The organism is Oscillospiraceae bacterium, from assembly GCA_025757985.1.
GTDB lineage: Bacteria > Bacillota > Clostridia > Oscillospirales > Ruminococcaceae > Gemmiger.
The window spans coordinates 2,946,868-2,961,236 of the sequence record CP107210.1; the positions used below are offsets into that span (position 1 = coordinate 2,946,868).

Genomic DNA, 14,369 nt, shown 5'->3' on the forward strand with positions numbered 1-14,369 from the left:
ATGTTCACGATGAGCAGGCGCAACACCTGTCTGCCGCAGTATTTTTACTTTATAAGACATCTCTATGGATGACGGTAAGGTTCGATTTTGAACTTTGCCGTTTTTCTTTTTATTTAAAATTATAAATTTTTTCAGAACTGTATTCCAAAACGGCTCTGCGGATTCCTATTAGTGTAGGGGCTTTCAAAATCTTTTGCAAAACTGATTTCCTCTAGTTCTATAAGTGGGAAATGAACAAAATCTATATTCTAAAATTAGGCAGTTCAACAAAATTTGAAAAACTGGTTGCCAAACATCCATTTTAGATTGTTATAGGTAGAGGGGAATGTTGGAAAAATGAATTTTCTTTGAATTCTGCAAAAGCCCGGTTTAAAAACACCCCTTAAAGTTTGTATAGAGTGTAGGGAATACTTTCAAATATTGTGTCATTCGCTGTGGCTTCACTTCCGAAAATCCCTAATTCTTTACAAAGCTACATCGTACTTTGAAAATTGAATGAGCCACCCCAGTAAGATACCTCTGGTACTGAATGTGCATTCTGCGCGTCTTACCAGAAAAACGTCGGAGAGAATCGGGCAGGAACGGGCTGGGACAGAGTGGACGGTAGTTAAGAGCAAGATTCGCCTTTGTATACGAAACCGCTCCTACGGGCGATTTCTCCACGGCGGCATCTTGATGGGGATTGTGCTCCCCATACCCTCACATCGAGCAAAATCACATGATTTTGCCCATTGGTGGCCTGCTACAGCAGGTCACAGCCGGAGTGCAGATGCACTGCCGGGAAAATCAAGTTTTTGATTTTAGAAAGGAGACTCAATGCCAAGAACGAAGAAGAAAGTGAAATCGATCGTAAAGACAAAAGTAATCTCCGCACGAGTAACAGAAACAGTACATGAACTTTTACACCAGCAGGCAGAAGATGCCGGAATGACCCTCTCTGAATTTGCAGCACAGATGCTGATGAAAGGCCGCGTGAATACCTCGTATGTGTTCTATGTTCACCCGGACGAGATCGAAGCAATTACACGGGAGTTTGCCGCCATCGGGAACAACTTGAACCAGATCGCGGCGTTCTTCAACAGCGGCGGTATCCAGTCCCGTGCGATGCAAGAAAACATCAACCATGCGATTTCCTGTATTTTTGAAATGCGGGAGCAGGTCGCAGAAATGGCAGGAAAGAACTATGGCAATCTTAAAGCATATCGCAAGTAAGAGTTCCAACTATGGTGCTGCACTGGAGTATCTGATTTTCAAGCATGATGAGCTTCGGAAAACTCCGATCCTTGACCAGAACGGAAATCGCATCATGCGGGATGAGTTTTATCTGAACGGTCTGAACTGCGAACCCTACTCTTTCGATGCTGCCTGTCAGCAGCTGAACCGCGAATACCAGAAGAACCAAAACAAGGATGAAATCAAAAGCCATCATTACATCATCAGCTTTGACCCACGGGACAACACAGAAAATTGTTTGACGGGTAAACGGGCGCAGGAGCTTGGACTGGAATACGCAAAAGTAAATTTTCCGGGGCATCAGGCTTTGGTCTGTACGCACATGGACGGTCATAATGGCAGTGGCAATATTCATGTACATATCGTAATCAACAGTCTGCGAAAACGGGATGTGCCTAAGCAGCCCTTTATGGAGCGGCCCATTGACTGCAAGGCAGGGTACAAGCACCATGTGACGAACGAGTACCTGAAACACCTGCAGAAATCCCTCATGGATTTATGCCAACGCGAATTTCTGCATCAGGTCGATTTACTGTCACCATCCAGAACGGGTGTGACCGAAGCGGAGTACTGGGCACAGCGGCGGCTGGATGAGAAAAAGCAGGAAATCGAAACGGAAGGATTTACGCCCAACCCGACAAAGTTTCAAACACAGAAGCAGCTTATCCGGGATGCTGTTGCCGCTGCTCGTGAGAAAGCAATCTCGTATGAAGATTTTCAAGACATCCTGCAGGAAGAATATAACATTTTTGTCAAAACACAACGTGGGCATTATAGCTATCTGCCGCCGGAACGGAACAAGTTCATATCGGAGCGTTCTCTGGGAGAAAGCTGCAAAAGAGAATGTCTGGAAGGATTCTTTGTTCAGAACGCCGAGAAGAATCTGCGGTACAAGGAAGAACCCATACTGATCTTTACAACCAGAACCAGGCTACGGCTCGTTGTGGACCTGCAGGAGAACGTTAAGGCACAGGAAAATCTGGCCTATGCGCTAAAGGTCAAAATCAGCAATTTGCAGAAAATGGCTGAAACGCTGGTATGGGTACAGGAGAATAACATTAACGATCTGACAGAACTGAACGATCTGTGTAAAACTGCGCAGGCCAATGCGCAGGCAGCGTATGAACGACTGTCACAGGCAGAGGATGAACTGTACAAAATCAATGAACAGATTCATTATGCGGGGCAGTACCTTTCTACAAAAGAGGTTCAGCAGCAATTTACGAAAGCAATTCTCAAGAAAAAATTCCGTGCAGAGCATTCCAAGGAATTGGATGCCTATGCAGAATCCGTGAAATACTTCCGGGAAGAAAATGATGGAAAGCTGCCATCGCTGAAATCTCTGAAAAAGCGGAAAGAAAAACTGACGCAAGAAATCGCAGAGAGGAAAAAGGCATATGCTCCCCTGAGGGAAGAATCCAGGTGTCTGGAAATTGCATCGGATAATGTGTACAGCATCTTCCGAAAAACCAATGAGATGAAATCCGATCTTGCATGGAAACGCGAGTGGGAGGCCAAAGTCCGCGAAAAGGCAAGGCAGGAGCAGGCTCGACAGGAACAGCGCGAGCGTCAACCGAAACGCAAGAAGCGTAGCTACGATATGAGCCTGTAAATCAGCAGGGTCTTCCACCCCGCACCCCGGAACCCTGTCGGATGCGTAAGCCCACAGGTGGCTTTCCCATTCGGCAGGGACTTTTGAAAACGACTAGGAGGAAGTTTGAGTAAAGAGTACATCAAAGCACAAACCCCACTGCCCGCGTATTTCCCTTATCCGAAATTTCTGCTGCAGATGAGCCTGTCCCATACAGCGCGGCTAACATATGTTCTGCTGCTGGACCGCATGACCCTTTCGCAGAAGAACAGCTGGGTGGATGCACAGGGCCGGGCATATGTGCTCTATCCGCTGGCAGGGCTGGCGGAAGATCTTCAGAGCAGCATTTCCAGTGTCACCCGCGCTCTGCGGGAACTGGAAGCTGCACGGCTGATCGAACGGCGGTCCAATGGCTTTTCCAAGCCAAACCAGGTGTTCCTAAGCTTCCCATCTACTGCGCAGAAATGCACAGTCGAGATGGTCAAAAATGAGCAGCCTGATTGCTCAAAAGTGAGCAATACGGTTGCGCAAAACTGCACACCTAACCAAATAAATAAGAACAACCTAAGATTGAACCAACTGAATAGAACTAAAGAAGCGTATGGGCGATATCGGAATGTTTTTCTGGAAGATTATTCGGAACTGGAAATGGAAATTGCAGAGTTGGATACTCTGATCGAAGACCTTTCAGCCTATATGCAGTCTACAGGCAGGAAGTACGCAGACCATGCGGCGACCCTGCGTAGCTGGTCAGCACGGAAGAAAAGACAACAGAAACCGGGAGCAGGCATCCCGGACTATACCTACAACAAGGAGGAAAGTTTATGACGGAAACGATCCAGACAGCGATGGACAGGCTTATGACGATCTCTGTGGAACCGCAGGACTATGTTGCAGAAGATGGGCTGCTGTACTGCGGCAACTGCAAAACTCCCAAGGAAGCGTTCTTTCCGAATGGCAAAAAACTGTTTGGGCGTGACCGCCATCCGGCTGAATGCCGGTGCAGGCAGGCTACAAGGGAAAAGCAAGAGAAAGAAGAACGTGCAAGGCTGCATTACGAGAAAGTACAGCGGCTGAAGCTGCAGGGCTTTACCGACTGGGCGATGCAGCACTGGACATTTGCAAACGATCACGGGCAAAATCCACAGATGCAGCTGGCACAGCGGTATGTGGCTCACTGGCCGGAAATGCGGGAAAAGAATGTGGGGCTGCTGCTCTGGGGCGGTGTTGGTACAGGCAAGAGTTTTATGGCGGGCTGCATTGCCAATGCCCTGATGGAACAGGAAGTGGCCGTCTGCATGACGAATTTTGCCCGAATCATGAATGAACTGAATAACGCCTTTTCCGGGCGGAATGAAGTCGTGGACAGGCTCTGCGGCTATCCGTTGCTTGTCATTGATGATTTCGGCATGGAGCGCGGCACGGAATATGCGCTGGAGCAGATTTACAACATTATCGACAGTCGCTACCGCAGCCGGAAACCGCTGATCGTTACCACGAATCTGACCTTGACGGAGTTGAAAAAACCGCAGGATACCGCCCACGCCCGTATCTATGACCGTCTGCTGGAACTGTGTACCCCGATTGCCTGCACAGGCCCCAGCATGAGAAAGGATATAGGACAGGCAAAATTGGATTTACTGAAAACACTTCTGGCTTGAATGGGAGGAACGCGATTGCAAGAAAACGGCACAATGAATTGGTTGGAGCAGATCCACCAGATGAAGAACCGGGACATCCGCACGATTGAACAGTCTGAACTGGAGAAACTGCCGCAGGATGCAGTGGGACACGGACTGCCACAGGAGGAAAGGCTGAAAAATCTGCTGGATAAGGTCCGAAATCCTTACTGCTATCTGGACAATGGAATTATTGTAAAGCTGAATTTTGCACCAAGAGGGAGCAGCACACTATCTGAGCGCATTGGCAGGTGCTTTCAGTCTGCCAGTTGAAAAGGCAGAGAAACTTTCGGCGAGCTGCTGAAAAAGCACGCAGAAAAATTTCACACTTTAATGCGATAAAGCACTGGACAAAAGATGATGATTCTGGTAAGCTGTTTGTGGGTAAGAAAATAGGAATGTGCCAACTGAGCAGAACTTGCTCGGTGGGCTTGTTCTACATAGAAAATGTGGAGCCTTTCGCTTCTCTGACGAACAGTATTGCCGATTCGTTAAGGAGGTGGAAGGCTTTTGTTATACCCTGATATCTATTCGCAGAAGAAACCGCAGCAAAATTCAACTCGTTATCGTACAGCTTTGTATTTGCGTTTATCCCGTGAAGATGGCGATAAGACAGAGAGCGACAGTATTGCAAACCAGCGTACCCTGCTGGAAGCCTATACTGCAGACCACCCGGAACTGTGCATCGTGGATGAGTTTGTGGACGATGGCTACTCCGGCTCGAACTTTGAGCGGCCTGCGTTTCAAAGGCTGTTTCAGGAGCTGGAGCAAGGAACCATCAACTGCATTCTGGTCAAAGATTTATCCCGATTCGGGCGAAACTATATTGAAGTGGGACGCTATCTGGAACGGATTTTCCCGGTCATGCGGGTCCGGCTGATTGCTGCGACAGACAACTATGACAGTCAATCTGCGTGGAAGACCAGCGATTCCATCATGGTCCCGATGCGGAATTTGCTCAATGATGCCTACTGCCGGGATATTTCCGTCAAGATCAAAAGTCAGCTTGCGGTCAAGCGGAAACGCGGTGATTTTGTGGGAAGTTTTGCAACCTATGGATACCAGAAGGACCCCAGCAATCATACCAAACTGATTGTGGACGAACTGGCAGCGGAAACAGTGCAAGATATTTTCCGCTGGAAGATCAGTGGCATGAATAATCAGAGCATCGCAGACCGATTGAATGCGAAAAAGGTGCCGTCCCCGGCTGCGCGAAAGCTACAGAGCGGTGCAAAGCTGAGCCTGCATTTCCGCAAGAGCGATGAGCCGCCGTGGTCTGCCAAGGCGGTGGACCGCATTCTGCACAACGAGGTCTATATCGGAAAACTGGTGCAGGGAAAGACAAGGAGACTGGACTATCGCTCCAAAAAGAAAATGAACGTGCCGATGCGGGACTGGGTAATCGTGGACAACACCCATGAAGCAATCATTCCGGCAGAGCAGTTTGAGCTGGTGCGGCGGATTCTGGAAACCGAAACTCGCAGGCCGAACGATGCCGAAACGGTGGCCCTGTTTGCAGGCTTTCTCTACTGTGGGGACTGCGGCAGCCGGCTAGTGCGCAGGTCGGCCAGCTATAAAGGAAAGCGGTATATCTATTATCAGTGCTCCGGCAGCAAGCAGAACAAGGGCAGCTGCACGAGCCATAATCTGCGGGATGAAAAACTCTATAACGTCGTGCGGAACGCGCTTCAGATGCAGATTCAAATCGTGATGGAAGAAGCCGAGTTTGTGGAAAGCATCCGGCAGGCCCAGCAGGAACCATATCGTGTGCGGCGCATCGAACGGCAGATTCGGCAGCTGACAGCAGAAAAGGCCCATACCCAGGGCATTAAGGAAAAACTGTACGGGGATTATGCAGACGAAATCCTCACACGGGAGGATTTTCTGAACTACAACGAACTGTACAGCAAGCGAATCGAAGAGTATGACCGTAAAATCACAGAACTGGAAACGGAACAGAAAAATCTGCAGACTGCCCCGAATGCGTATCCATTTCTGGACGTGTACCGTAAGTATCGGAAACTGGAAGAGATCACCCGTCCGATGGTCGTGGAACTGATTGAGAAAATCGAAGTCTATGAGGGCAATCGGGTAGAAATTACGTTCCGATTCCAGGATGAAATTGCGGACCTGCTGGAAGAACTGCATCAAAAGAAGATGGGGCAGCGTGAAGTATCTGCATGAAAGGAGAGGCTGGACATATGGCAAGAGTAAGAAAGAAGGTAAGTGCGGCGCAGCGGGAAGCGGAGAACGCACCGCACCGTATCTGGAAAACCACAATTTACGCACGACTGTCCGATTTTGATGATGTACTTCGGGATACGGAATCGCTGGAAGTGCAGATTTCTTACATCAAAGAGTATATCAACCACCGGGATGATCTGATGCTGCTGGATGTGTTTGCGGACAAGCGGTGCACAGGGATGAACTTTGACCGCCCGGAATTTGAGCGGTTGCTGAAAGCACTGCAGGAGCGGAAAATCGACTGCATCGTGGTAAAGGACTTCTCGCGTTTGGGCCGCAATTTCGTGGAAACAGGCCAGTATCTGGAACAGGTGTTTCCGCTGTTCGGCGTAAGATTTATAGCCATCAACGATAACTATGACAGCCTGAACAGCCAGAACCGGGATGGGATGCTGGTGCCGATCAAGAGCATGATCAATGAGATGTACTCGAAAGACCTGTCCCAGAAGATCCAGTCGTGCTTTCGCTCCAAGGAAGCGCGGGGAGAAATCTATACCCCGGTTCCGTTCGGTTACAAGAGAAATCAGCAGAATCATTTGGTTCTGGATGAGGAAGTCAGCGATGTGGTGATGCGGATTTTCCTCTTGAAGAAATCCGGCATGAAAGAGCGTGAGATTGCAAAGAAGCTGTCTGCTCAGGGAATCCCAACACCTTTTATACGCCGTTGTCAGTTGGGTTATATGAGAAATACCTCACGGGTAAAGGGCCCTGCATGGCAGCCAGCTTTCGTGACAAAGGTTCTGGAAAATCCGGTCTACACGGGAACCATGGTGTATAACCGCATCGCCTACGATGAAATGTATCGAAAAATCGGAGAAAATCCACGAGAAGACTGGCGGATGGTGCCGGACAGTCACCCGGCAATTATCAGCTGGGAACTGTTTGATGAAGTTTTCGCAGTGCGAGAAACTGAGCAAGCGATCAGGGATGAGCGGAAAAAGTGGTGCAGACAGCGCAGAGAGAATAATCCGAATATTTTCAAAGGCAGAATATTTTGCAAAAAGTGCAGCGAAAAGCTGGTTTGCCATTGGCAAAGTGATGGTTCACTGTATTTTTACTGTAAATTCTGCCATGTTTCCATCTCAGAGAAAGACCTCTGGAACGGCATCCATAAGGAACTGCACCAGCGGATGGAAGAACATAAGAATTTGAAAAAGCTGATACAGAAGAATTCGGGAAATAGCAACCTTGAAACAAAGAAAGTTGCATTGAGCCGTGAAATGGAACAGGTGTCGGGCAATATCGTTCGGATGGAATCGCAGAAGCGCAGCGGCTATGAGCAGTATGTCCTCGGAAAACTTTCAAAAGAGAAATTCTTGGAATTAAAGCAGAACTTGGAAAATGAAATCGTAGAACAAAAACAGGAAAAATCCAAAAAAGAGAAAGAACTTGCGTTGATTCAAGAAGAATTGCGGCAGAAAAAGCAGATCGCAGGAAACACCGAAGTCCTTTTAACGGCAGACAATCTGCAGCAGTATGTAAAGAAAATTGAAGTGGACCGCAGGAAAATTACTCACGCGGAATTTTTACTGTGATGAAAAAGGAGAGCAAAGCAATGAAAGAGAAAATCTATGATGCCCGGACTGGGCTGGAATATGTTTTGGTTGATGATTATTACCTGCCAGCCTTGAAGCTGCTACAGACTCGTCCGGTTGGCCGCTGGGGAATGCTGCACAAGGCGTACCTGAAACTGCGAAAACCAGCCTATTATCAGAGCCTGCTGCTGAGTGGAAAACTGGATACTGTTTTGGCAGACGTGGAAAAACAGGCAGCAGAACGATATGAGGTTTTGATCGAGCAGATGAGCCAGAGGGAGAACATTTCGGAAAAACTGAAAGAAGAAAATCAGATGGAGTGGGTACGCCGTATGAGAAATCTGGAAAATCGTGCAGCAGAAATCGTAAAGGCAGAATTGATCTACACGTTTGAAAGGCGGTGAGCAGCAGATGATCGGAACCTATTACCGGCTTTCTCTTGCGGACGAGGATGTGGGTGCTGATAAGGCTGAGAGCAACAGCATTCAGGGCCAGCGCGGACTGGTAGAGGGGTACATCATAGCTCACCCGGAACTGGCTGCAGAGCCGCGTCAGGAGTACGTTGACGATGGCTACTCCGGCACATCTACAAGCCGTCCTGCATTTCAGCGGCTGATTCAGGATGCACAGGATGGCAAGATAAAAACGATTATCGTAAAGGACTTTTCCCGGTTCGCCCGTGACTATATTGAAGCAGGCGATTATATGGAGCGCATCTTCCCGTTGCTGGGCGTTCGCTTCATCTCCGTCAACGATGGGTATGACAGTGGGATGCAGGCCGGAAACGATGTGCGCGGACTGGAAGTAGCCATCAAGAACATCATCAACGCATCCTACAGCCGGGACCTTTCCGCTAAAATCGCAGCAGCCGACCATGTGATGCAGAAGAAAGGAATGTATCTCGGAGGATACCGCCCATTCGGATTCCTGCCGGACCCGAACGACTGCCATAAGCTGATCCTTGACCCGGTAGCCAGCCAGTATGTGCGCCTGATTTTTGAACTGGCATTGCAGGGCAACAGAACAGGCACCATCGCAAAAATCCTGAACGAAAAGCAGATTCCAACTCCGGCAGCGTATCACGTGGCGGAAAATCATGTGTACAGCGAGCAGAAAGCATGGGACTTGCAGCGCAGCCATTGGACAAGCGGGACGGTTTATCATGTTCTGAAAAATGAGAAGTATAAGGGCACCTATGTGGGCGCGAAATTCATTATGCCGGTTCCCTGTAAGCATCGGGTTCTGCGCGCTCCCTTGGAACAGCAGGTACGAATTGAGGACAGCCATGCCGCCATTGTGACCACGGAAGAATTTGAGCAGGCACAAAAGGTTATTATGCTGCAGCACGGGAATCATCAGACCGGGAACTACACAAAACACCAGTATCCGCTGAAAGGCAAGGTCTACTGCGGCTACTGCCAGAAACTGATGAAATATCGTGTTCTCAAGAAACTCGGACCATCTTTTAACTGCAGATTTTCGGCCACTGCGGTGGACAGCCCTTGCAAGCGAATCCCGATCTCCGAGGAACTGCTGGAACATATCGTCCGAAATGCGTTGACAGCGCAGATAAAGCAGGCGGAACATATACTGGAAATCCTGCACGAACGGGAACGCAAAGCCTTAATCTGCTTTTCCACACTAGAACGGCAGGAAGAAAAGCTGAGTGCAGAAAAGGCAGAGATCGTAAAACTTCGTGTTGCACTGTATGAGCAGTATGCTGATGGAAACATGAGTAAGGAAGAGTTCATCCGACAGAGAGATGCTTACCGAGTGCAGGAAGATGAACGGATGGAGCAGATCCAACGGCTGCGTACCGAGAAAAATCAAGTCTTTCAGCCTGTGAAGAGGGACACCGATCATTTGCAGACTGTCATGAGTACTGTAGAAGAAGCAGGCGATGTGATGCACTTATCACAGAATGTGGTAGAAACCTTTATTGACCGCATTGAGGTTTTCAACGATGAACGCGTGAAAATTCGCTTTACATTTGAGGATGCATTGAACAGTTATGAGGAAAAGTAAGTGCAGCGATTTCTTGATTTAAGGTAAATACAGAATTTCAGAAGCAAAAAATCGAAGGCTCGCGTAAACCACAGACAGCACCCAGGAGAATTCGAGGGTGCGTCTGCAGCTTATGCGGGCCGTTTTATTTTGTGCTTTTTACTGCGAAATAATGTTAAACTCCAAGGCTGACAAGAGTGGCCTTTAACTCCTTTGCCGTGCGGATAATGACAGTCTGTTCAGTTTCATTACAGTCCAACAGCAAGCGATGAATTTCAGAGTTTGCAGAGGAAGATGAATATTCAAGACAGTCGAGCAAAAGCTCATCCGCGGAAACGGATAACGTGTTGGCAATTTTGACAAGAACAGAAAGGCTTGGAACCTTTGTGCCATTTTCGATTTGGACAATGTATTCACGACTGCAGTTGACTTTTGCGGCAAGAACTTCTTGCGTCAGATTCGATTTTGAACGGTAGAAGCTGATTCGTTTTCCTAGAGAAGTACGATTTACGGACATATAGTGATCTTCCTTTCAAATGCCCGCATAAGATACTTTAATTATTTGACTTATAGAGAAATGAATCAAGAGGAACCAAATAGGCAATTTGCATAGAAGTCAGAATTCTTATTTTTTCCCTCTAGCAGAGATGGCTTCTGAGACCAAAATGTGAACCAACAGTTCACATTTTGAGCAACAAGTGAACTGCTGGTTCACAGAAAAAATCATCTGATAAGAGTATAATAAAAGCATGAAATTAAGCTGCGAAAATAAAGTGGGGAAAACGAAATGGAACGGCTGCTGACACTGTATAGCGAAGTTCAATCAACGGATGTACGGTGGTTATGGTATCCGTTTATTGCGATAGGGAAAATCACACTGCTACAGGGTGATCCTGGCGATGGAAAATCTACTATGATGATAAATCTGATTGCCGAACTTTCAACAGGAGGTAAGACCCCGGACGGTTGTAAAATCGGTACACCGCAAAAAGTGATTTATCAGTGCTCGGAGGATGGCGTTTCAGACACGATAAAGCCCCGTCTGGAACGCTGTGGAGCAGACTGCAGGAAGATCGCTTTCATCAATGAAGAAGTCTATAATGGCCTTACATTGGACGATGAGCGCATCCGTCAGGCAATCATTGAATTTCGGCCTCGATTGGTCGTGATCGATCCGATTCAGGCTTATCTTGGCAGCGATTCGGATTTGCAAATCGCAGGCAGGGCGCGGAAACTCATGCGCCGCCTTGGAATGTGGGCTGCTGGTTACGACTGTGCCATCGTTCTGATTGGACACCTTAACAAAAAAGAAGGCTCCAAAGGGCTGTACCGCAGCCTTGGCAGTATTGATGTTGTGGCAGCAGCACGAAGCGTCCTGCAGGTGGAGCGAGATACCGAGAATCCTGATATAAGAATCGTACATCAAATCAAAAACAGTCTTGCGCCTACGGCAGAAGACATCCGCTTTTCCATTTCTGCCGACAAGGGCTTTCGATGGCTGGAATGCAGGCCACAGCTTTTTGAAAAACAACAGCCGGACGCCGAACCTAAATTTGATACAGAGCAACAGAAAGCTGCCTACTGGATCAAGCATTTCCTTGAAAAAGGCGATATGAGCGCAAATGAAATTTATTGCCGTCTGGACAATGAGGGTGTCAGCAAACGAGTGGCGCGGATGGTAAAAACGGAAATGGGAATCCACTGCTACCAGAAGAAGCGGAGATGGTATTGGAGTGTTCAGCTGGAAGAAGGTGCTATGAATGGACCGCAAGTATAAGGTTGGTGGCTATGTGAAACTTGCAAAACTGTGGGAACGCTCTAAGGATGCAGCAGTAGCCTATCACAGTTCCTACTATGCTGAAAAGTTTAGGGATGATGCGGATAAAAGGCTGGTTGGTGTCTATATTGACATCACAGGGAATAAGGAAATTTATAAACGCCCGGAAATGGTGCATCTGCTTCAAGACTGCAAAAAAGGAAAAGTCAATCTGATTTTCTCGCAGACAAGAGCCTACCTTGCAGCAAACACCTGCGATTTCTGTTTTTTGCTGAAATATCTGTTTGATTTGCTGATGCGGGTGGACATTGTTACAGATGATGACGACCAGAGAATTGACACTATTCTTGACGTTGATAGCCAGCGGCAGAGTCTGAAAGAATTGGCTGAAAAATATACATCGATCCGAAGGAAAAATTATCTTGAGTGGAGAATCCGACTGGAACATGAAATGACAAAGGCTGAAAAGAAATGAACGCAGAATACATCCCAGCAGAAAACGTTGAAGTGCTGCCGAGTGGGGCGGATTGGCAGAGCCGACATCTGGAATCTGAAAGGCGAAAAGCAGAGATTCGTGACAGAATCCATAAGCAGACAGAACAGGGGCAGAAAACGGCAAAAGATTACTTTCGTCCGGCAAAACCGACACCGTCGATTTACGACAGCGACCTGAAGCGTGTGGCGGTTTATGCCCGTGTCAGCACTTCCAGCGAAGAACAGATTTCTTCCATTGAAAACCAGACTCTATATTACACCAAAAAGATTGCAGAAACGGAAAACTGGAATTTGCAGGATATTTACAGCGATGAAGGAAAATCGGGTACTTCACTGCGGAAACGGGATGCGTTTAAGCGCATGATGCGAGATGCCAAAGACCAGAAGATGGACTTGATTATCTGTGCCAGCATTTCGCGGTTTGCGCGAAATTTTTCGGATTGTATGACGCAGATTGCAGCATTGAAAACCATGCACCCGGCACATCCCATTGGCGTGTACTTTGAAACTGAAAACATCTACACGCTGAATCCAAGCAGCCAATATAGTTTGGACATTCAAGCACTTCTGGCAGATTGGGAATCGGGCAACAAGAGTCGCCGGATGATCCTTTCGTATGACCAGCGTATTATGACAGGCCAGTACCCGGTGGCCGACCTGATGGGATATCGGCATACGAAGGATGGACGGTTGGTAATTGAGCCGGAAGAAGCAAAGACGGTGCGGTTTATTTTTCTGGCGTTTATCCAGGGCTATAACTACGATCAGATCGCGGCAGTGCTGACACAGAAAAAGCGCAGCACCCTGCGCGGTAGGCAGGAGTGGAACGGCATGATGGTGGCAAACATTATGAAAAATGAACGCCGCTGGGGTGATCTGGAAGCTAGGAAGAGCATTGTGGTAGATTACAAACTGGGCAAGGTCACGAAGAATAACGGCAATCGCTGCTCTGCCTATGTCCCGGAACATCACGAAGCGATTGTTTCCCCAGAAATCGCACGAGCTGCACATCTTGTGGCATCCAGCAGCAAAAAGTGCGGGGTGCAGGATATTGTGGTAATCCGGCAGGGAGCATTGAAAGGCTTTGTGGGTATTCATCCGAACTGGAACGGTATCAATGCCGAAAGCATCCGCAGCCTCTGCCTGAATGCCTATCTGCCGGAAGAAGTGGCCGAACTGAACGATATGACGGAAATGCGGTTTGGAAAGAAGTCGGATATGGCATTGTCATCTGATTATCTGACGGTTTCAGGTACTTGCTTTATCAACCAGAGCAGCCCGGTTATGACAATCTCAAAAAATGGAATCCGTTTCAGCAAGGCTTGCCACACCCGGCTGGACAACTGCGAATATGTGGAACTGCTCTATCATCCGATTCTGCAGGTCGTGATTTTGCGAAAGAGCGATTATGGCTCTTCAACGGCGATGCACTGGCGAGACAACAATGACGTCCATAGTGCCTTTTCAGCCAGAGCATTTTCTGGACTGGTCTTCCAAACATTGAACTGGAAAATGAATTGCCGCTATCAGTGCCGTGGTATCTGCCAGGAACGGGAAAACGCAAAATTCCTGCTCTTTGAGTTGGATGAGTCTCGGATTTTGATTGGGAAAAATCATTATGAACAGGCTGATGGATACGCGATGAACCTGGAATGCCGGCTGTATCGGCATAAGTGGGTTCAGAGCATTACGGCCCGTGATGTGATGGAATCCGGCCAAGTCGTAGAAAATCCCATGATTGGTGCAATTCCAAGCAGAAATGAAGTTCAACGTGAACTGGATGATCTTTTGATGTCGATGTAGGAGGAACT

Annotated in this window: 13 protein-coding genes; 12 read left to right on the forward strand and 1 reads right to left on the reverse strand. The window is 47.9% G+C overall.

Features of this window, described 5'->3' with window-relative positions; genetic code table 11:
* Window positions 1-816 precede the first annotated feature (816 nt).
* From OGM67_13935 to OGM67_13975, 9 genes are all read left to right on the forward strand, one after another.
* Window positions 817-1,212 carry a plasmid mobilization relaxosome protein MobC gene (locus OGM67_13935; protein UYJ34638.1) on the forward strand — a complete coding sequence of 132 codons (396 nt, stop codon included), beginning with the start codon at window positions 817-819 and terminating at the stop codon, window positions 1,210-1,212.
* Entirely contained in the window at window positions 1,184-2,845 is a 1,662-nt protein-coding gene (locus OGM67_13940) for a relaxase/mobilization nuclease domain-containing protein (GenBank protein UYJ34639.1), read from the forward strand. The genes OGM67_13935 and OGM67_13940 overlap by 29 nt, the downstream gene beginning before the upstream one ends.
* Window positions 2,846-2,950: 105 nt before the next feature.
* Window positions 2,951-3,652, forward strand: a complete 702-nt coding sequence (locus OGM67_13945) for a replication initiator protein A (GenBank protein ID UYJ34640.1) — start codon at window positions 2,951-2,953, stop codon at window positions 3,650-3,652.
* Complete coding sequence (locus OGM67_13950; protein UYJ34641.1) at window positions 3,649-4,485, forward strand: ATP-binding protein; 837 nt, start codon at window positions 3,649-3,651, stop codon at window positions 4,483-4,485. Before OGM67_13945 ends, OGM67_13950 begins: the two co-directional genes overlap by 4 nt.
* Window positions 4,486-4,518: 33 nt before the next feature.
* Complete coding sequence (locus tag OGM67_13955) at window positions 4,519-4,776, forward strand: hypothetical protein (protein UYJ34642.1); 258 nt, start codon at window positions 4,519-4,521, stop codon at window positions 4,774-4,776.
* 303 nt (window positions 4,777-5,079) lie between these two features.
* Window positions 5,080-6,687, forward strand: a complete 1,608-nt coding sequence (locus OGM67_13960) for a recombinase family protein (GenBank protein UYJ34643.1) — start codon at window positions 5,080-5,082, stop codon at window positions 6,685-6,687.
* Window positions 6,684-8,282: a recombinase family protein gene (locus tag OGM67_13965; protein UYJ34644.1), complete on the forward strand. Its 1,599-nt coding sequence runs from the start codon at window positions 6,684-6,686 to the stop codon at window positions 8,280-8,282. The genes OGM67_13960 and OGM67_13965 overlap by 4 nt, the downstream gene beginning before the upstream one ends.
* A gap of 20 nt (window positions 8,283-8,302) precedes the next feature.
* Window positions 8,303-8,686, forward strand: a complete 384-nt coding sequence (locus tag OGM67_13970; GenBank protein UYJ34645.1) for a TnpV protein — start codon at window positions 8,303-8,305, stop codon at window positions 8,684-8,686.
* A 7-nt stretch (window positions 8,687-8,693) separates the two neighbouring features.
* A complete protein-coding gene (locus OGM67_13975) occupies window positions 8,694-10,307 on the forward strand; it encodes a recombinase family protein (GenBank protein UYJ34646.1) in 1,614 nt (537 codons plus the stop codon).
* Window positions 10,308-10,461: 154 nt separating this feature from the next.
* Here the strand turns inward: OGM67_13975 and OGM67_13980 are convergent, their stop codons facing one another.
* Window positions 10,462-10,803, reverse strand: coding sequence for a helix-turn-helix domain-containing protein (locus OGM67_13980; GenBank protein ID UYJ34647.1), 342 nt, complete (start codon window positions 10,801-10,803; stop codon window positions 10,462-10,464).
* A gap of 270 nt (window positions 10,804-11,073) precedes the next feature.
* Here OGM67_13980 and OGM67_13985 point away from each other — a divergent pair, with 270 nt between their 5' ends.
* From OGM67_13985 to OGM67_13995, 3 genes are read left to right on the forward strand one after another with little or no spacing between them, the layout of a single operon-like run.
* Window positions 11,074-12,063, forward strand: a complete 990-nt coding sequence (locus tag OGM67_13985; GenBank protein ID UYJ34648.1) for an AAA family ATPase — start codon at window positions 11,074-11,076, stop codon at window positions 12,061-12,063.
* Window positions 12,047-12,538, forward strand: a complete 492-nt coding sequence (locus OGM67_13990; GenBank protein ID UYJ34649.1) for a hypothetical protein — start codon at window positions 12,047-12,049, stop codon at window positions 12,536-12,538. The genes OGM67_13985 and OGM67_13990 overlap by 17 nt, the downstream gene beginning before the upstream one ends.
* Entirely contained in the window at window positions 12,535-14,361 is a 1,827-nt protein-coding gene (locus OGM67_13995) for a recombinase family protein (GenBank protein ID UYJ34650.1), read from the forward strand. The genes OGM67_13990 and OGM67_13995 overlap by 4 nt, the downstream gene beginning before the upstream one ends.
* Window positions 14,362-14,369: the final 8 nt, after the last annotated feature.